The 16,349-nt window shown below is 39.5% G+C and carries 26 protein-coding genes and 1 pseudogene; all 27 read right to left on the bottom strand.

What is annotated here, in order from left to right:
- Nucleotides 1-127: 127 nt before the first annotated feature.
- Nucleotides 128-727 (bottom strand): annotated as a pseudogene (locus BVE84_RS09420) (nucleotidyltransferase domain-containing protein); the annotation flags it as partial.
- Between the two features lie 287 nt (nucleotides 728-1,014).
- On the bottom strand, nucleotides 1,015-1,323 hold the full coding sequence (locus tag BVE84_RS10920; protein WP_076996759.1) for a hypothetical protein: 309 nt from the start codon (nucleotides 1,321-1,323) through the stop codon (nucleotides 1,015-1,017).
- A gap of 22 nt (nucleotides 1,324-1,345) precedes the next feature.
- Nucleotides 1,346-1,681 carry a DUF7957 family protein gene (locus BVE84_RS09410; RefSeq protein ID WP_076996758.1) on the bottom strand — a complete coding sequence of 112 codons (336 nt, stop codon included), beginning with the start codon at nucleotides 1,679-1,681 and terminating at the stop codon, nucleotides 1,346-1,348.
- A 43-nt stretch (nucleotides 1,682-1,724) separates the two neighbouring features.
- Nucleotides 1,725-1,901, bottom strand: coding sequence for a hypothetical protein (locus BVE84_RS10915; protein WP_158072014.1), 177 nt, complete (start codon nucleotides 1,899-1,901; stop codon nucleotides 1,725-1,727).
- 108 nt (nucleotides 1,902-2,009) lie between these two features.
- Nucleotides 2,010-2,282, bottom strand: a complete 273-nt coding sequence (locus BVE84_RS09405) for a hypothetical protein (protein ID WP_076996757.1) — start codon at nucleotides 2,280-2,282, stop codon at nucleotides 2,010-2,012.
- 2 nt (nucleotides 2,283-2,284) lie between these two features.
- A complete protein-coding gene (locus BVE84_RS09400; RefSeq protein ID WP_076996756.1) occupies nucleotides 2,285-2,518 on the bottom strand; it encodes a hypothetical protein in 234 nt (77 codons plus the stop codon).
- Entirely contained in the window at nucleotides 2,491-2,736 is a 246-nt protein-coding gene (locus tag BVE84_RS09395) for a hypothetical protein (protein WP_076996755.1), read from the bottom strand. The genes BVE84_RS09400 and BVE84_RS09395 overlap by 28 nt, the downstream gene beginning before the upstream one ends.
- A 256-nt stretch (nucleotides 2,737-2,992) precedes the next feature.
- Complete coding sequence (locus tag BVE84_RS10910) at nucleotides 2,993-3,133, bottom strand: hypothetical protein (RefSeq protein WP_158072013.1); 141 nt, start codon at nucleotides 3,131-3,133, stop codon at nucleotides 2,993-2,995.
- Nucleotides 3,130-3,279, bottom strand: coding sequence for a hypothetical protein (locus BVE84_RS10905; RefSeq protein ID WP_158072012.1), 150 nt, complete (start codon nucleotides 3,277-3,279; stop codon nucleotides 3,130-3,132). Before BVE84_RS10905 ends, BVE84_RS10910 begins: the two co-directional genes overlap by 4 nt.
- Nucleotides 3,280-3,497: 218 nt before the next feature.
- On the bottom strand, nucleotides 3,498-3,731 hold the full coding sequence (locus tag BVE84_RS09390; protein ID WP_076996754.1) for an Imm74 family immunity protein: 234 nt from the start codon (nucleotides 3,729-3,731) through the stop codon (nucleotides 3,498-3,500).
- Nucleotides 3,732-3,735: 4 nt separating this feature from the next.
- A complete protein-coding gene (locus BVE84_RS09385) occupies nucleotides 3,736-4,191 on the bottom strand; it encodes a hypothetical protein (protein WP_208606184.1) in 456 nt (151 codons plus the stop codon).
- A 98-nt stretch (nucleotides 4,192-4,289) separates the two neighbouring features.
- Nucleotides 4,290-4,523 (bottom strand): hypothetical protein, encoded by a 234-nt coding sequence (locus BVE84_RS09380; protein ID WP_076996753.1) that lies wholly within the window; start codon nucleotides 4,521-4,523, stop codon nucleotides 4,290-4,292.
- The gene (locus BVE84_RS10595) at nucleotides 4,523-6,625 is read right to left on the bottom strand and encodes a glycohydrolase toxin TNT-related protein (RefSeq protein WP_083717933.1); all 2,103 of its coding nucleotides are present in this window, start codon (nucleotides 6,623-6,625) and stop codon (nucleotides 4,523-4,525) included. Before BVE84_RS10595 ends, BVE84_RS09380 begins: the two co-directional genes overlap by 1 nt.
- A gap of 320 nt (nucleotides 6,626-6,945) precedes the next feature.
- Nucleotides 6,946-7,278, bottom strand: a complete 333-nt coding sequence (locus BVE84_RS09355) for an Imm59 family immunity protein (RefSeq protein ID WP_076996752.1) — start codon at nucleotides 7,276-7,278, stop codon at nucleotides 6,946-6,948.
- Nucleotides 7,279-7,581, bottom strand: a complete 303-nt coding sequence (locus tag BVE84_RS09350; protein ID WP_076996751.1) for a glycohydrolase toxin TNT-related protein — start codon at nucleotides 7,579-7,581, stop codon at nucleotides 7,279-7,281.
- Nucleotides 7,582-7,713: 132 nt separating this feature from the next.
- Nucleotides 7,714-8,010 carry an ABC transporter gene (locus BVE84_RS09345; protein ID WP_228062245.1) on the bottom strand — a complete coding sequence of 99 codons (297 nt, stop codon included), beginning with the start codon at nucleotides 8,008-8,010 and terminating at the stop codon, nucleotides 7,714-7,716.
- Nucleotides 8,011-8,038: 28 nt separating this feature from the next.
- Nucleotides 8,039-10,132: a T7SS effector LXG polymorphic toxin gene (locus BVE84_RS11035; protein ID WP_179098514.1), complete on the bottom strand. Its 2,094-nt coding sequence runs from the start codon at nucleotides 10,130-10,132 to the stop codon at nucleotides 8,039-8,041.
- Nucleotides 10,132-10,452, bottom strand: coding sequence for a DUF4176 domain-containing protein (locus BVE84_RS09325; RefSeq protein WP_244157405.1), 321 nt, complete (start codon nucleotides 10,450-10,452; stop codon nucleotides 10,132-10,134). Before BVE84_RS09325 ends, BVE84_RS11035 begins: the two co-directional genes overlap by 1 nt.
- 53 nt (nucleotides 10,453-10,505) lie before the next feature.
- Nucleotides 10,506-10,925 (bottom strand): hypothetical protein, encoded by a 420-nt coding sequence (locus BVE84_RS09320; protein WP_076996748.1) that lies wholly within the window; start codon nucleotides 10,923-10,925, stop codon nucleotides 10,506-10,508.
- Nucleotides 10,926-10,937: 12 nt separating this feature from the next.
- Entirely contained in the window at nucleotides 10,938-11,324 is a 387-nt protein-coding gene (locus tag BVE84_RS09315) for a hypothetical protein (protein ID WP_076996747.1), read from the bottom strand.
- A 1-nt stretch (nucleotide 11,325) separates the two neighbouring features.
- Nucleotides 11,326-11,589 (bottom strand): hypothetical protein, encoded by a 264-nt coding sequence (locus BVE84_RS09310; RefSeq protein ID WP_076996746.1) that lies wholly within the window; start codon nucleotides 11,587-11,589, stop codon nucleotides 11,326-11,328.
- A gap of 144 nt (nucleotides 11,590-11,733) precedes the next feature.
- On the bottom strand, nucleotides 11,734-12,159 hold the full coding sequence (locus tag BVE84_RS09305) for a hypothetical protein (RefSeq protein ID WP_228062243.1): 426 nt from the start codon (nucleotides 12,157-12,159) through the stop codon (nucleotides 11,734-11,736).
- A complete protein-coding gene (locus BVE84_RS09300; RefSeq protein WP_228062242.1) occupies nucleotides 12,156-12,803 on the bottom strand; it encodes a hypothetical protein in 648 nt (215 codons plus the stop codon). Before BVE84_RS09300 ends, BVE84_RS09305 begins: the two co-directional genes overlap by 4 nt.
- Nucleotides 12,804-12,861: 58 nt before the next feature.
- On the bottom strand, nucleotides 12,862-13,281 hold the full coding sequence (locus BVE84_RS11030) for a hypothetical protein (RefSeq protein ID WP_076996745.1): 420 nt from the start codon (nucleotides 13,279-13,281) through the stop codon (nucleotides 12,862-12,864).
- Entirely contained in the window at nucleotides 13,278-15,347 is a 2,070-nt protein-coding gene (locus tag BVE84_RS11185) for a T7SS effector LXG polymorphic toxin (protein WP_244157403.1), read from the bottom strand. The genes BVE84_RS11030 and BVE84_RS11185 overlap by 4 nt, the downstream gene beginning before the upstream one ends.
- The gene (locus BVE84_RS09280) at nucleotides 15,347-16,051 is read right to left on the bottom strand and encodes a DUF4176 domain-containing protein (protein WP_076996744.1); all 705 of its coding nucleotides are present in this window, start codon (nucleotides 16,049-16,051) and stop codon (nucleotides 15,347-15,349) included. Before BVE84_RS09280 ends, BVE84_RS11185 begins: the two co-directional genes overlap by 1 nt.
- On the bottom strand, nucleotides 16,051-16,344 hold the full coding sequence (locus BVE84_RS09275; protein WP_076996743.1) for a type VII secretion protein: 294 nt from the start codon (nucleotides 16,342-16,344) through the stop codon (nucleotides 16,051-16,053). The genes BVE84_RS09280 and BVE84_RS09275 overlap by 1 nt, the downstream gene beginning before the upstream one ends.
- Between the last annotated feature and the right edge of the window lie 5 nt (nucleotides 16,345-16,349).

Here is a 16,349-nt window from a genome sequence, read left to right as displayed (position 1 = left end):
GTAGGTAACCAATCCACGAATATCAGAGTGGCCAATGCCCGAAGCTAAGAACTAGGCTCTTTCTAGATACTTTTCATTTTTTATCAGTTCGATTGTTTTTACTTGACAAAGGGCTTTACATATCAGTCAATAGTTTCTCAACTGAGGATTTCAATTCTTCTGGTAAGCAGACCTTGACCAGGTCATCAAATAAGACAGGTGGTGCTGTATGGAATTGTTCAATCCATTTACAGGCTAAAACCGGACGCAGGGCATAGAAGTATTTCTTTGGTTTGACAAGCTCACCACTCAGATATTTTGTCATCTGTCCTTTTGCAGTCGATAAATAGTGGTGCATCATCCGTTCTTCAGACATGCAAATCTCTAAAAGAGGTACCAGTTTTTCCACAAAATCTGTTCGACGGTAAACGATGGGTGACTGAAGCCACTCAAAAAGAGTAGGATTGGACTTAGCAAGTAATTTCAAAGTCTTATCCAAGTCCCAGCCAGTCACATCCCAAGTCTCATCAATGGGCAGTTCAATCACATCCCTGTCAGGCGTCAGCTTGAGGTAATCCTGAACCTTACGTTTGTAGATAAAGCGGACATCAAAGTCGCTGTCAGGGGACTCAAATCCCCAAGCTCGACTCCCAGATTCCACCGCCCAAAGCACTTCTATACCATGTTCTTCTTCAATTTCCCGCAATTTTTGCGGAACTAAAATCATCATTTCTTCTTGTGTTTGCATCTAGCTTTTCCTTCTATAAATCTACTAAAGTTTCGTTTAGGGTATTCGTCGAATTTAAACATTCTCTTTCTCTACTTACAAAAAGGAAAACATCAGTCAGTCCTCCATCTTCTGATATACTGATGTAGTCGAACACTTGATTCATGATAGTTCCATCAAATACTGCTAACTCCAATAACTGATACATCTTCTTGGCATAGTACCTGTGTAAAAGATTGTCTCTTTTTTAAGCCTATCCCACTTATCGACTACATCAGATTCATGCTCCTGCAATAATCCAACTGCCTTCATAAAGGATTTTTAGAGCATTTCTTCATCAATGTGATTGTTGCTACAACCTTTGTAACACCTGTCCCCCTGTAGCAGTTGTTACATTTTTGTTCTGCTAGAGGGAGTAGTTTTTTGAGTTCCTCTTGGGTAAAGAGGTCCCAACTTGTTGGATTGGCAATTAAAGGTGTTAATTTTTCTTCTATGATCCTTTTTCTTGTTTTTCTTCTCTCCTCTTCTGTTGATGGCCAAGCATCTTCTCTTAATTTATAATGAATATCCCCCAGACTTCTTTGACCGCTTTTACTCAAAATATTTAATCGAAACAATATCTAGATAGTCCATTCTATACTACTTAGAAATTGAAAATTCTGTAATTTTTCCTGTATCTACTGAAATCTTTAATCGTCGACCATAAAAATCAGTTGCACAAAGATAATCATCAATCAAATTAATCTGCTCCATCGGATAAATATTTTTTGTATAGTCAGCATTATTTAAAGTCCATATTATATTGCCGTCATAGTCCACAGATAAAATATTATTTTTATCTATAGTATTTTCAAAAGGAATTTCCAATAAAATGATAATAGAACCCTTTAATTCTATTATGGTCCTAATATTAAAATCAAAGGTATTTACTATATTATGATTAATTAACAATACATTTTTCTGAAATTCTACCATTGTATCAGCCTTTCATTTATAAATTTTCCTGTTCTTTGCCCCATTAAATCAAATTGTTGCGCACCACCTTTCCCCAGCCTTCTAGTGGATTCACAATTCCAGTTCTCAAAGTTGTTCCAGATTCTAATACAACATCTGTCATATATTTCGAGGTAGCGGGTAGTGCATACAAGTCCCTAATTTCCTCTGGTGTCAATCCTTTTATATCATCCAAGTTCATTAACCAGCCTCCAAATTGTCCAGAAACATCTCCGTCATAAACACGTACAAAAGTGGTCTCGTTTGTCAGATTTATTCATGCTGAACCTCTGCTTCTGTCCAGATTGAGTTATCGCATTTTTGAATTTTGATACCTCTTTATTTCAGATTTTACAGATTCAATAAATATTTCCTTAATTTCCTCTTCAGTGTCTGTTCTCCATAAAATTAATTGGTTCCCCGGTACACCTATTCTCTCACCATTTTCATATATACACCATTTTTTTATATCACTATCAAAATAAATACCTTTTGCATAAGGTATGGGTGCATTACCAATCAACAACTGTCTCTGTGATGGTAATTGCTGTTGTAATTCCTGAATTTGTTCCTCAAAATCCATGTTTATCTCCTTTGAATCATTATACCTAAATCAAGTATATCTTGACCACTAAATGGTGTCACAATCTGTTCTGCACCACCAATCATATCCCCCCATGATGCAGCCTTACCATGAATACCGTAAGTCATATTTTCCGAAATTTCCAAATCTATTTTTACATCTTCAATAAAATCAAAATATTTCTCTTGAAAACAAGCCTCCTTAGATATTAAGAAATATGGATAAGCATCGTGCAATACGCCCCGTATAATGCTAATTCTTCACTATCTGTTTTCTCCAAAATATTGACTATCCCTTTCTCATCAACCTCATACACCTTCCAGATATTATTATTCTCGTCATAAAAATATCCAATAGAAAATGGAAAGTACAATAATTTTCCATAGCCAATCTGCCTTAAAGGAAGTTGATTCTCAAGTTGCTCCATTTCTGTTAATAGTTCCTTTTTATCCATGTTTATCCTCAAATATTCATTCCTAGTTTTTGCATAGCATCCCCTGCAAATAGATTTACAATCTGCTCAGCTCCACCAGACATATCTTCCCATAGTGCAGGCTTATTATGAACAACATAAAATAAAGTTAACTAATTTCTTCCATTAATGGTACGAAAAGCAAGCCTAACTACCATATAAAGCTTCTTAAGTGCTTCACCCTCACTTTTACATTCAGCTAAAACACCAATATCATTTCTCTCCCCAACATCGTAAACTATCCACATGTTGCTAGAATTATCAAAGAAATATCCATATGTATATGGAATAATTTTTTATCATTTAGTGCAACTTTCCATACAGAGAGCTTATTATTAAACTTTTGAAATTCTTTTGCAAATTCTTCTCTAGTCATCATTTCACTAACTCCTTCATCATGCCTAAATCTCTCATAATTTCTCCATTGAAAGGTGGTACAATCTGTTCTGCACCACCAGACATATCGCCCCATGGCGCTGCTTTGCCATGAACTCCATAAGAATAGATAGCTGCGTCTTCACCCAAGGATTGTTGAATATTTTTAATGTGCTATAATTAATAGGTTAACTTTCAAAATCAAGATTATCTATCGGTTTTATTCCTTCCCTCTCAAAAATTCCATTCAATTTATTCAAATCACCATCTTTAATGGTATCAATATATGGGATAGCCCTCTCTCCATATGAAGACTAGAGATTGACTCTCCCCAGGAACCCTAAGGAATTTATTGCTGAAATAAGTATCTATACAAATTCTACATGCATTGTATTCTCATTTTCTATGTTTTTTACTATGTTAATAATATTCTCAACTTCTTGTAAAGATACCAACTCTTTTTCAAATGGTGGTTCCCAATGGGTCATACTATCTTTATAAACAACAAATGTTTTTCCAGCCAATAATTCCCCTTTTGCTCTCAAAATATAGCCGTTTTCAAAATCAAAAGTGATTGATGAGCTTGTTCCTGAAATTTTCATAACTTTACCTCTTGAATATTATTGTTTCTATACCTGTCTTGGGGTCAATTGTGGTAATTTGAGTAACATTTGGATTTGTTTGCAACTTCAGCAATTCGATATTTTCCCAAATATTACCAGATCTCAACTCATTGCCTACGACCGATCGAATTTTCCCAGAGACTTGTTCAGCATAAACATTTGAAGCTTCTTCCCATGCAGTAATACTTGATGGTGTATTAAAATCCCATTCAGGCATGATAATATTAGTGTCATCGATAGTAGACTCTAGTGTGACACCTCCTCTACTCTTAGCTATGTCTTTTGCAACTTCCATTCCTCCAATACCGTCTGTTCTTCCTGACCAGAAAAAAGCTGTATCAGGGTCCGTTCTTAATCTATCCCTAATTAGATTGACATCAAAATCTCTTTCAGTAAAATCTATTTTGGAAAATTGATTTGATGGTATCGGCTCATTCAAACTAAACTTACCCGACTAAGATACTGACAACTAAACTGGCACGTTGGGTATCGACTTCACTTCCTCCAAGTAGTTTTGCCCCGTGATAGCATACCGTTCTATTGTTTATATCTAGACATTTTTTTTAGAAAATATTCACAAGCCTCCTCTTCCGATTCAAATAGTTTTAGTCCAGACTTTCTACCTCTTTCACTATAATATATTTCCCAGATTTCCTCAGAATTTTTCATCAAACATAATCTCTCATTCGGTAACCCACCTACCATAATAGAGTATAAATTTTCTGGAATCTCCCACTCTAATAACGTTTGTTTTAACTCTGTTACTGTCATTATTCAATCCTCCTAACTATATTCTTTTCTAACAATTCATCAACACTATCTGGCAACAAGTACTGTAGCCCTCCACCAGGTTCGTCAAACCACGGTGCGACTTTTCCGGCTCTAACTTCGAGTGGCTCTACTACCTCAAAAATACTATACGCTTTTAAATCAGTTCCTGGAGCGACCGCTCTTTGCTCATAAGGAACTCCTTCAGGAGACGTAAACGTCCCGTAATCACTACCGTATCTGTCAATCCTAGTCCCCGGTTGCAGAGAAATATTCTTGGGAGTACCATCAAAACCATCGTTTTGTGGCCAGTTAATTGATCCCGTTTTTTGGTCATAGTATTTAGGATTATCAAATACTGACTTGTATTTTCGATATAGATTAGCGTCTGGAGAATAAGCCCAATCTTGTAACTTAACCCTATCCACAGGTTCTATTCCTGCCTCCGCATACTTGGTCCATTGTTCATAGCGACGAGCATCTTCTGGACTCATCCCTTCAATAAAAGGAAGTCTGCTTGTTTTCTCTACCACCTCATCCACATGTTGGCTTGAGAAGTGCATGACCTCACGCAGCGTCTTGTTCTCATCGCTAAAGGCAGACAGTGAGCCTACTTCATCCGCAAAGGAAAGTGCTTCCTGACGGAGGCCTGCTGGAATTCGGGTGTCTAATAATGTTTCTCCAAATTGACGAATGACAGGATTGCTCTTCGCTAGGAGATTGTCAACCTTTGAGCCCCATTTTTCGACAGTGGCGAGGATTCTGGCTTTGGTGCTGTTCTTAGCTAAGCTAATCATCTCAGCGGTCTTAGCTCCAATATTTGTCCCCTTAGCCACCTTGCCTACAGCTACTGCACTGACAAAAAGACTGGCAATCTCGAAAGTCAGGCCTCCTACATCATAGGCATCCATGTGGGTGAGTTTATTCCAGAGAGCCTTCCCTGTCTGCTGAGCACGATAAGCAGCCTTATCCATATAACTAGCAGTGGGAACCTGTCCACGTATAGCCGCTACTGGATCAGTCAGAGCAATAATGCCTACTCCTAATTCTATAAGGCTAGACAGATTATCTACTGTCCCTTTCAAGTCTCGCTTCATCCACTCTGGAGTTTGCCCACCTGTCAGACGATTAACACCATCAATAGTGGCAATATCAATGAGTTGTTTGAAATCAACTACACCTATCGCAGTCTCTGAAATCATACTGCCAGCTGCACCAATAAACCCTTCCGTAAACAGGAGCGTGTCCTTCACACCTTGAGGAAGCGATAGGTTCCGTGTCCCCTCAACGACATCCCCCCACCATGAACCAATCTCATCAGAACGATCCTTCAGCCAGGCTTGGAGGGGGTGGTGACGCCGATAAGAGGCTTCCCGTTCTGCTGCTTCTTGTTCCGCCTTGCGCTTAGCAGCCTCAATCGCTTCTGCCTTGGCTTTCGCATACTGCTGATCCATCTCATAAATCGCTTGACCGAGGTCCTCATACCCCACAAAGCTCGTCAAAATAGGATCACTGTAACTCAAACTCTTTACGCTTCCTGCAGCTGCCATCTGGCTACTTAAGGCGCTAAACAGTTGCTCAGTACTACTGGTTGAGGTCATCGTATCAAAGGCTAGAACCTTATTTTTCGTATCCTGAACATACTGCCGTGCCGTCTGGGTATTGGTATAGAAGCTGCTGCTTAACGGGGCGTTCAGATGATAGAGATTCGAAATACCATCATAGATACTCTTGAAGTTCGTATCCATGGTCTTGTGTTGTTCATCTGCCTCATCCAATTTTTTGACCGCATCATCCAAAGTCTCCTCTGCTAGAACTGCCGTGGTAGACGTTTCTTCAACAAGAGTCTGGAAGTCTGTAATCGTCTGGGAAAACTCAGAACCTAGAAATTCTAAGCCATTCTTTAAGCCAACGATCACAGGGTTATGGACATTATTGATTTCATTCGTAATCGCTTTCCCAACCTCCCCATACATGGAGTTGCTGGTGATGATGGCATTCATCCCATTTTTCGCAGTATCTAGCTGACTCTGAGCAGTCGCCACCATCTTCATATAGGCTTCTTGTGCTTTCTGAAGTGCTGCGATATCCACATAAAATCCCATTAGTCATCCTCCGTGTGCAAATAGGGTTCGTAATACCGTACAAAATCCTCACTACGCATGAAGGCTGTTGAGACTTGTTGCTGGGAAAGCTGTGTAGCTCTCAAAACATCCTCGGTGAACTGACGTTCCCACTCGTCACTATAGCCTTCAAAAGGTTTTTTGAGAGATATTCCTGAAATCCAACTGCTTAAGAATCTTCGATGTCAATGCCATTCTGATAAGGCCAAATCTAGCCATCCCTAATTGGTTCTCTCTTCAGTGACATCTTGAAAATTATCCTACATTAAACACATTCTAAGGCCTCTATTGGATTATCATAATCAGGCATCTGCTTTATCCCATAGTGGTGATGGATATTCTGAAGGCAATCCTAATTGTATATTCAGTTTATTAGATTCTATAACAAGTTCTAATTTTTCAAAAAAATCTTGTTTTGCACTTTCAAAATCGTCATACTCTTTACTATGTCCAATGATATATGATCGTTCGTCTCTCCCATCAACATAAAATTTCCCATTTTTCTGATAAATATGAAATGCCCAAGGAAGTCGTTTGTTTTCATCAAATAGGACGTAATGCAAGCTACCAAAATTGCGTTTTTTGATTTCATCTTCGATGGCGTTCTTCCATTTCAAAATATTTTTTTCGTCCATTTACACAATCTCCTTTAATAAACCAAGTAGTTCATAAACACTAATGCTCGTTCCAAACTGTATTTGAGTTCCGCCTCCTTGTCCAAATACCTTAGCAATTTCCCCTTTACGAATATTTGCTAAATCGTCAAAAGATAAATTCCATTTTTTCATTTCTACGGATACTTTATCTTGTATAATTTTTGGAGACTGATTATATGATTTTACTATATTTTCCCTTGTAATATCCTTCACTACCTCATACTTATGATAAGGTTGATAGCCTTCTGGATAAGGCAATCCACGGCTAGTATAAGGCAACATTTCCCCATTCTCAACAGGACTGGTAAAGAGACCATAAGGACCTCCTTATCGGTCAATCACTACCTGCTTCAATCATATTCGATAAATCATAGGCAGTTACTCAGTATCATTGGCAATATGGACTTCATAATTTCAATCATAAAATAAATAATCGGAAATTTTTGTTTTTAATTTACTTAATTGTTCATTAACCTGCTTTCTTACTTCAAAATTATCATGCCAATAATTTATATCTGATAGTCCTCCTCTTGGTGGAAATAATTGGTTATATACCGTTATTTTTTGCTTTGTAGTCAATTCAGCTCCTTCTACTAACTGCTCTTCTAAGCTATCTAAGTAAGATACCTGAATCTGTACCCCATAAATATTAAATTTATCAATTAGTTTCTTCAACTCATTTATTGCTTCAATAATGTCCTCATTCATCATAATACACCTCTCATCAAATATTAATGAATTATGGTTTAATAGACCATGAATCCAATACTTCTACACCTTCAATATTCCATGGCGAATCTATAAAAATCTGTCTTCTATCTAATCCTCCTTGATAAATACCTCCTTGGCTTCCTACTGGTCCATCATATATTATGGTTCCTTTAGGTATTTTTATTTCATATACTTTATCAATAGGAGATTGTCCTGTGAAAACTCCATTTGGAGTTTTCCAAATATCTTTAACTGCAGTATCAATTCTTACCTGCGCTCTTGAAATTGGTGGTTCAGTCGTAAACCACTGCCCCATCGGATTATTCCCACTACCTGCTCTATATAACACAGTATCACTATCCAACTTTTTCATACTATAGCGACCACCATAAAAATTGCGATTAGGTCTGGAACTTATGTCAGCCAAGGGGCCAGGGTTAGTTGTTCCATTGAACTCATATATATATAAATCATCATACCTGGAAATTATTGCCCCAGCATCTGCTTCAAGCTCATTCAAACTAAACTTACTCGCCGCTGACGTTGCCACATCATCCACATGTTGGCTAGAGAAGTGCATGACTTCACGCAGTGTCTTGCTCTCATCGCTGAAGGCAGACAGTGCGCCCACTTCATCCGCAAAGGAAAGTGCTTCCTGACGGAGGCCTGCTGGAATTCGGGTGTCTAATAATGTCTCTCCAAATTGACGAATGACAGGATTGCTCTTCGCTAAGATATTGTCAACCTTTGAGCCCCATTTTTCGACAGTGGCGAGGATTCTGGCCTTGGTGCTGTTCTTGGCTAAGCTAATCATCTCAGCGGTCTTAGCTCCAATATTTGTCCCCTTAGCCACCTTGCCTACAGCTGCTGCACTAACAAAAAGACTGGCAATCTCGAAAGTCAGGCCTCCTACATCATAGGCATCCATGTGGGTGAGTTTATTCCAGAGAGCCTTCCCTGTCTGCTGAGCACGATAAGCAGCCTTATCCATATAACTAGCAGTGGGAACCTGTCCACGTATAGCCGCTACTGGATCAGTCAGAGCAATAATGCCTACTCCTAATTCTATAAGGCTAGACAGATTATCTACTGTCCCTTTCAAGTCTCGCTTCATCCACTCTGGAGTTTGCCCACCTGTCAGACGATTAACACCATCAATAGTGGCAATATCAATGAGTTGTTTGAAATCAACTACACCTATCGCAGTCTCTGAAATCATACTGCCAGCTGCACCAATAAACCCTTCCGTAAACAGGAGCGTGTCCTTCACACCTTGAGGAAGCGATAGGTTCCGTGTCCCCTCAACGACATCCCCCCACCATGAACCAATCTCATCAGAACGATCCTTCAGCCAGGCTTGGAGGGGGTGGTGACGCCGATAAGAGGCTTCCCGTTCTGCTGCTTCTTGTTCCGCCTTGCGCTTAGCAGCCTCAATCGCTTCTGCCTTAGCTTTCGCATACTGCTGATCCATCTCATAAATCGCTTGACCGAGGTCCTCATACCCCACAAAGATCGTCAAAATAGGATCACTATAACTCAAACTCTTTACGCTTCCTGCAGCTGCCATCTGGCTACTTAAGGCACTAAACAGTTGCTCAGTACTGCTGGTTGAGGTCATCGTATCAAAGGCTAGAACCTTATTTTTCGTATCCTGAACATACTGCCGTGCTGTCTGGGTATTGGTATAGAAGGTACTGCTTAACGGAGCGTTCAGATGATAGAGATTCGAAATACCATCATAGATACTCTGGAAGTTCGTATCCATGGTCTTGTGTTGCTCATCTGCCTCATCCAATTTTTTGACCGCATCATCCAAAGTCTCCTCTGCTAGAACTGCTGTGGTAGACGTTTCTTCAACAAGAGTCTGGAAGTCTGTAATCGTCTGGGAAAACTCAGAACCTAGAAATTCTAAGCCATTCTTTAAGCCAACGATCACAGGGTTATGGACATTATTGATTTCATTCGTGATTGCTTTCCCAACTTCCCCATACATGGAGTTGCTGGTGATGATGGCATTCATCCCACTTTTCGCAGTATCGAGCTGACTCTGGGCAGTCGCCACCATCTTCATATAGGCTTCTTGTGCTTTCTGAAGTGCTGCGATATCCACATAAAATCCCATTAGTCATCCTCCGTCTGCAAATAGGGTTCGTAATACCGTACAAAATCTTCACTACGCATGAAGGCTGTTGAGACTTGTTGCTGGGAGAGCTGTGTAGCTCTCAAAACATCCTCGGTGAACTGACGTTCCCACTCGTCACTATAGCCTTCAAAACGAAGCCGCTCAATCATCATGTTACTAACGAAAAAAGCATCCATTCCAGGCATCTCACCCAAGGGCCAGATGCGAGCTAGATAATCTACCACATAGTCATCGAAACCTTCTTGAAGTGGCATCTTGCGCCCTGAAATCGTAACCAGTGGACCTGGTCCTTCTGCCAAACTTTTTTGGAGTTCCTCTGGTAACAACTCCAAATCTAGCTCAACGACAGAACCTAAAGAGGATTACTATAATTGTCTGGAAGTTTGCCCTTCCAATCAATCCATTTTTGTTCTGCTAGAGGGATTCGTTTTTTTAGTTCCTCTTGGGTAAAGAGGTCCCAACTTGTTGGATTGGCAATTAAAGGTGTTAATTTTTCTTCTATAATCCTTTTTCTCGTTTTTCTTATCCCCTCTTCCGTTGATGGCCAAGCATCTTCTCTTAATTTATAATGAATATCCCCCAGACTTCTTTGACCGCTTTCCAATAGTTGAAACAAATCTGGTGGCAACTCATACACTACCCGTTGGACAGCGATACCACCTTCTTCAGTAACAAAATAGTAGGTTGTTCCTCTTCGCCAAACATGTTGTCCATATCCTGGAATTTCTTCATATTGGCTGAAATCTTCCCATGTTAATTGACTATGTTCCATATCAAATTTATTTTAATCATCACTACTTGATAGAATTTCTGAACCTTCTGGTAATAATTCTTCTAGCTCTTGGCGAGTAAAATGCCTTTGTGCTGCGGCATTATTTTTTAAAACATCAATATGTTTTCGCCAAAAAATCTTATTTGCTTCCTCTTGTGACACATTAGGTGGCCAAGCATCATTTTGTGATTTAAAAAGCAAGTCCTCCGCAGAATGCCTTCCTGATAAATACTCATTAAAGTCAGTCGCCTGTATCTCAAAAACACGGCGGACAGAAGCTATGCCAAGCTCGAAAAAAGTATAGTAATTCCCATTATGTTCTCGGATATAAAGATTATCTGGTGTTTCTACTTTCTTGAACGTTTCGTATTCTTCCCATGTAATATTGGTAATGCCCATCTTAGTTTCCTCCTAATGGTCTAAATGTATATTCTCCCCATGGAACTTCATCAATAACAGCTTCTGGCATATTACCGGGATAAGTTCTTCCTCCTGGTTTCCAGTATCCATCAAATGCCGACTTCTCATTTCCACTTGGGACTTTTAAGTTATGGATTGATTCTTTTGGAATATCTATGATGACTGGTGAATCCCCTAAATCTCCTGGATGAAGTCCCAATAAGTCTTCCAGAATTCTTGAATCACCTTGACTAACGTCAATCATAGTATCTGCATAATTAACAACATCTGCTTCTCTAAAGCAATCCACAGTTGGAAGAGGTTTTTCATGAACTTGAATCTACAACATAAGCTCAAGTCGAATAACTTGGGCTTATATATGATGAATCGGCATGACTGATAATATCACTCATTTTTCTAATAATATTTTTACTTCATCTGAGTCTAGATAATCTTTCAGAACTTGCATAGCGTATTCAATGTCTTTTTCGTTTTTACCAAGGACATATTCTAATTTGCTTTTTACACTACTATCCTCAATAAAATTATAGAAGAATCTTCTACTCATAAATGAACTCTCTGGATATTTTGGATTCGGTAAAGATATATCAAAAGTTCCTCCTTCTCCAATATTAAATTGTAGATTTTTTCCTGTTGCAGAAATTCCCATATCAATCTCGATTGCCTTATATTCTATGACAAAACCAAAATCTTCAAATTGACCATTGATAATTGATAATTGATCTAGATTAATTGAAAAAATAGCCATCAAAGCTTGTTTAACGTTTCTATATCCCAAACTTTTTCTTATAGGTAAATAGTTAGCCGTAATCATTTGTAAGCCCTCCAATATTTTCCATGTAACTCTATTTTATAACCATTTTCAGATAGGATATCTAATTCTTTGAGAAATGATTTCCCAATTTTTTTGGTTCGATATAGTTCTTCTGCTTTATATGGATTGGATGTAAGAATAAAATCCTTTCCTTCCTGAATCTGTTTTAACAGAAATTCATCATTGACCCTATATGCCAAATTTCCATCAACCTTAGCCATTGCTTCCCATCCATCATTTCCTGCATCGAAGTAAGTCCAGCCATTGGCATGAGCTATCTGTTCGTATGAATTTACACTATTAGGTTCAAAAGTCCCTAATAAAGCAGTATCCGCCTCCGCATTGTGAGTAGTTAACTCAGTTAATCTAGCAATGTCATCTTCTGTGTATTTACTATTCATTGTATTTGTATATTTAATAATATCCATTTCATCAAAACGTTCCACAGTGGAGAGAGGCTGATTAAAAATCTTAATGCTGTTCTCTACCACCTCATCCACATGTTGGCTAGAGAAGTGCATGACTTCACGCAGTGTCTTGCTCTCATCGCTAAAGGCAGATAGTGAGCCCACTTCATCCGCAAAGGAAAGTGCCTCCTGACGGATACCGACACAGTAAAAGCACTTGATGAAATTAATTTTCAAGTACTTTTAGGCAATGTGAATGCAAATCCGATATCGCTAGAATAACTTTCTAGTTTTCCTAATCCCCCAGATTTTTATTACATTCAGAATCTAGATAATTTTTCAAGGTGATTAATGCACGCTTAATAGATCCAGTTTTTTTACCAAAGGCATATTTAACATCATTAATTAAGACTTCATCAGATAATAAATTATGAAAATATATGTTTTTTAAAAAAGAGTTGTTAGGATATTTAGGATTAGGCAATGAAATACTAAAATGTCCTCCTTCTCCATACCCAAATTGCTTATTCTTTTCGGTAGAAGTTATTGATATATTCATATCACATCCTTTATATGTAAAACTAAAAGTAAAATTCTCAAATTCGCCCTCACGAATTGATAGGTCACCTAGATTAATTGAGAATACTTCCATTAAAGCTGAACTAACTTCTTTATAACCTAAACTTTTCTTGATTGGTAAATATTCCTCACTCATTTATATGCCCTCCATATATTGCCAAAATTCTCAACTTTATATCCATTATTTGCTAAAATATCTATCTCGTTTGCATATGAAAATCCTTTACCAGTCAAATCTGCTATTTCACGAGCTTTATATGGATCAGAAGTTAGAATAAAATTTTTCCCTTCCTGAATTTGTTTTAGCAAAAATTCATCGTTAACTTTATATGCTAATTCATTATCAACTTTCCAAATTGCATTCCATCCGTCATTCCCTGCGTCGAAGTAAGTCCAGCCATTGGCATGAGCGATCTGTTCGTATGAGTTTACACTATTAGGTTCAAAATACCCAAGTAAGGCAGTATCCGCCTCCGCATTGTGAGTAGTTAACTCAGTTAATCTAGCAATGTCATCTTCTGTGTATTTACTATTCATTGTATTTGTATATTTAATAATATCCATTTCATCAAAACGTTCCACAGTGGAGAGAGGCTGATTAAAAATCTTAATGCTGTTCTCTGCCACATCATCCACATGTTGGCTAGAGAAGTGCATGACTTCACGCAGCGTCTTGCTCTCATCGCTGAAGGCAGACAGTGAGCCCACTTCATCCGCAAAGGAAAGTGCTTCCTGACGGAGGCCTGCTGGAATTCGGGTGTCTAATAATGTCTCTCCAAATTGACGAATGACAGGATTGCTCTTCGCTAGGATATTGTCAACCTTTGAGCCCCATTTTTCGACAGTGGCGAGGATTCTGGCCTTGGTGCTGTTCTTGGCTAAGCTAATCATCTCAGCGGCCTTAGCTCCAAGCTTCGTCCCCTTAGCCACCTTACCTACAGCTGCTGCACTGACAAAAAGACTGGCAATCTCGAAAGTCAGGCCTCCTACATCATAGGCATCCATGTGGGTGAGCTTATGCCAGAGAGCCTTCCCTGTCTGCTGAGCACGATAAGCAGCCTTATCCATATAACTAGCATTGGGAACCTGTCCACGTATAGCCGCTACTGGATCAGTCAGAGCAATATGGATGCCTACTCCTAATTCTACAAGGCTAGACAGATTATCTACTGTCCCTTTCAAGTCTCGCTTCATCCACTCTGGAGTTTGCCCACCTGTCAGACGATTAACGCCATCAATAGTGGCAATATCAATGAATTGTTTGAAATCAACTACACCTATCGCAGTCTCTGAAATCATACTTCCAGCTGCACCAATAAACCCTTCCGTAAACAGGAGCGTGTCCTTCACTCCTTGAGGAAGCGATAGGTTCCGTGTCCCCTCAACGACATCCCCCCACCACGAACCAATCTCATCAGAACAATCCTTCAGCCAGGCTTGGAGGGGGTGGTGACGCCGATAAGAGGCTTCCCGTTCTGCTGCTTCTTGTTCCGCCTTGCGCTGAGCAGCCTCAATCGCTTCTGCCTTGGCTTTCGCATACTGCTGATCCATCTCATAAATCGCTTGACCGAGGTCATCATACCCCACAAAGCTCGTCAAAATAGGATCACTATAACTCAAACTCTTTACGCTTCCTGCAGCTGCCATCTGGCTACTTAAGGCGCTAAACAGTTGCTCAGTACTGCTGGTTGAGGTCATCGTATCAAAGGCTAGAACCTTATTTTTCGTATCCTGAACATACTGCCGTGCTGTCTGGGTATTGGTATAGAAGGTGCTGCTTAGCGGGGCACTCAGTTGATAGAGATTCGAAATACCATCATAGATACTCTTGAAGTTCGTATCCATGGTCTTGTGTTGTTCATCTGCCTCATCCAATTTTTTGACCGCATCATCCAAAGTCTCCTCTGCTAGAACTGCCGTGGTAGAAGTTTCTTCAACAAGAGTCTGGAAGTCCGTAATCGTCTGGGAAAACTCAGAACCTAGAAATTCTAAGCCATTCTTTAAGCCAACGATCACAGGGTTATGGACATTATTGATTTCATTCGTGATTGCTTTCCCAACTTCCCCATACATGGAGTTGCTGGTGATGATGGCATTCATCCCACTTTTCGCAGTATCGAGCTGACTCTGGGCAGTCGCCACCATCTTCATATAGGCTTCTTGTGCTTTCTGAAGTGCTGCGATATCCACATAAAATCCCATTAGTCATCCTCCGTCTGCAAATAGGGTTCGTAATACCGTACAAAATCTTCACTACGCATGAAGGCTGTTGAGACTTGTTGCTGGGAGAGCTGTGTAGCTCTCAAAACATCCTCGGTGAACTGACGTTCCCACTCGTCACTATAGCCTTCAAAACGAAGCCGCTCAATCATCATGTTACTAACGAAAAAAGCATCCATTCCAGGCATCTCACCCAAGGGCCAGATGCGAGCTAGATAATCTACCACATAGTCATCGAAACCTTCTTGAAGTGGCATCTTGCGCCCTGAAATCGTAACCAGTGGACCTGGTCCTTCTGCCAAACTTTTTTGGAGTTCCTCTGGTAACAACTCCAAATCTAACTCAACGACAGAACCTAAAGGATAAATAGGACTGTAGACACTGTCGACAATCCCCATGAAATCTTGTAAGTCGGTTATCGAAAAGAGCTGTTCTAGTTGATTGTAATGGATTTGAGCTGTCTGCTTCTCATAATCAAAATGACAAGTAAAAGTTGCACCGAAACTTGGCACATACTCATAGACATCCTCTAATTTTCGCAGAGCCTTATAAAGCCCTTTCAAAATCTGCGGACGCATTCCTAGTTGTTGACCAAGCTGAATCAAGGTGTCATTTACCTCAAATGCCTCTCTCGTACGGCTAGTAATAATGCTCGTAAAAATCTTATTCTTATCGTATTGAACCATCACTGAAACCTCACATTGGCTGTATTCTTATCAAACTGACCTGCCATGGCTTTATCGTCAGCCACAATCTTCTCACCCACCGTAATCATTTGAGAAGTACGTTCCATTTCAAAATCTTTATAATCACTCAGAATTTCCTTGGCTTGTTCTTGAAGAGTCTCAAAAGCCTTCATCCGATTCAATGTGTTTTTCCCAATCTTTGTCACTTGAATATCTGATATAGATGCTACCTTAGTGCGTGCTGAAGTGACAACACTTTGCCAAGAGGCCGAACTTATTCCTACTTTATCCATTTGTA

The sequence above is a fragment of the Streptococcus azizii genome, assembly GCF_001984715.1.
GTDB classification, from domain to species: domain Bacteria; phylum Bacillota; class Bacilli; order Lactobacillales; family Streptococcaceae; genus Streptococcus; species Streptococcus azizii.
Note: the sequence above shows the minus strand (reverse complement) of the source record. Positions and strands in the feature narration are given on the sequence as shown.

Bases quoted from the DNA above. Each gene is read 5' to 3' on its own strand.
- BVE84_RS11185 (WP_244157403.1), bottom strand. From the start codon at position 15,347: ATGGGATTTTATGTGGATATCGCAGCACTTCAGAAAGCACAAGAAGCC.
- BVE84_RS09310 (WP_076996746.1), bottom strand. From the start codon at position 11,589: ATGATTGACGTTAGTCAAGGTGATTCAAGAATTCTGGAAGACTTATTG.
- BVE84_RS11035 (WP_179098514.1), bottom strand. From the start codon at position 10,132: ATGGGATTTTATGTGGATATCGCAGCACTTCAGAAAGCACAAGAAGCC.
- BVE84_RS09410 (WP_076996758.1), bottom strand. From the start codon at position 1,681: ATGGTAGAATTTCAGAAAAATGTATTGTTAATTAATCATAATATAGTA.
- BVE84_RS09320 (WP_076996748.1), bottom strand. From the start codon at position 10,925: ATGGAACATAGTCAATTAACATGGGAAGATTTCAGCCAATATGAAGAA.
- BVE84_RS09345 (WP_228062245.1), bottom strand. From the start codon at position 8,010: ATGATGAATGAGGACATTATTGAAGCAATAAATGAGTTGAAGAAACTA.
- BVE84_RS09405 (WP_076996757.1), bottom strand. From the start codon at position 2,282: ATGGATTTTGAGGAACAAATTCAGGAATTACAACAGCAATTACCATCA.
- BVE84_RS10595 (WP_083717933.1), bottom strand. From the start codon at position 6,625: ATGGGATTTTATGTGGATATCGCAGCACTTCAGAAAGCACAAGAAGCC.
- BVE84_RS09275 (WP_076996743.1), bottom strand. From the start codon at position 16,344: ATGGATAAAGTAGGAATAAGTTCGGCCTCTTGGCAAAGTGTTGTCACT.
- BVE84_RS09380 (WP_076996753.1), bottom strand. From the start codon at position 4,523: ATGACAGTAACAGAGTTAAAACAAACGTTATTAGAGTGGGAGATTCCA.
- BVE84_RS09315 (WP_076996747.1), bottom strand. From the start codon at position 11,324: ATGGGCATTACCAATATTACATGGGAAGAATACGAAACGTTCAAGAAA.
- BVE84_RS09350 (WP_076996751.1), bottom strand. From the start codon at position 7,581: ATGTTGCCTTATACTAGCCGTGGATTGCCTTATCCAGAAGGCTATCAA.
- BVE84_RS09390 (WP_076996754.1), bottom strand. From the start codon at position 3,731: ATGAAAATTTCAGGAACAAGCTCATCAATCACTTTTGATTTTGAAAAC.
- BVE84_RS09355 (WP_076996752.1), bottom strand. From the start codon at position 7,278: ATGGACGAAAAAAATATTTTGAAATGGAAGAACGCCATCGAAGATGAA.
- BVE84_RS10910 (WP_158072013.1), bottom strand. From the start codon at position 3,133: ATGATGACTAGAGAAGAATTTGCAAAAGAATTTCAAAAGTTTAATAAT.
- BVE84_RS09395 (WP_076996755.1), bottom strand. From the start codon at position 2,736: ATGGATAAAAAGGAACTATTAACAGAAATGGAGCAACTTGAGAATCAA.
- BVE84_RS09280 (WP_076996744.1), bottom strand. From the start codon at position 16,051: ATGGTTCAATACGATAAGAATAAGATTTTTACGAGCATTATTACTAGC.
- BVE84_RS10915 (WP_158072014.1), bottom strand. From the start codon at position 1,901: ATGAACTTGGATGATATAAAAGGATTGACACCAGAGGAAATTAGGGAC.
- BVE84_RS09305 (WP_228062243.1), bottom strand. From the start codon at position 12,159: ATGATTACGGCTAACTATTTACCTATAAGAAAAAGTTTGGGATATAGA.
- BVE84_RS11030 (WP_076996745.1), bottom strand. From the start codon at position 13,281: ATGAGTGAGGAATATTTACCAATCAAGAAAAGTTTAGGTTATAAAGAA.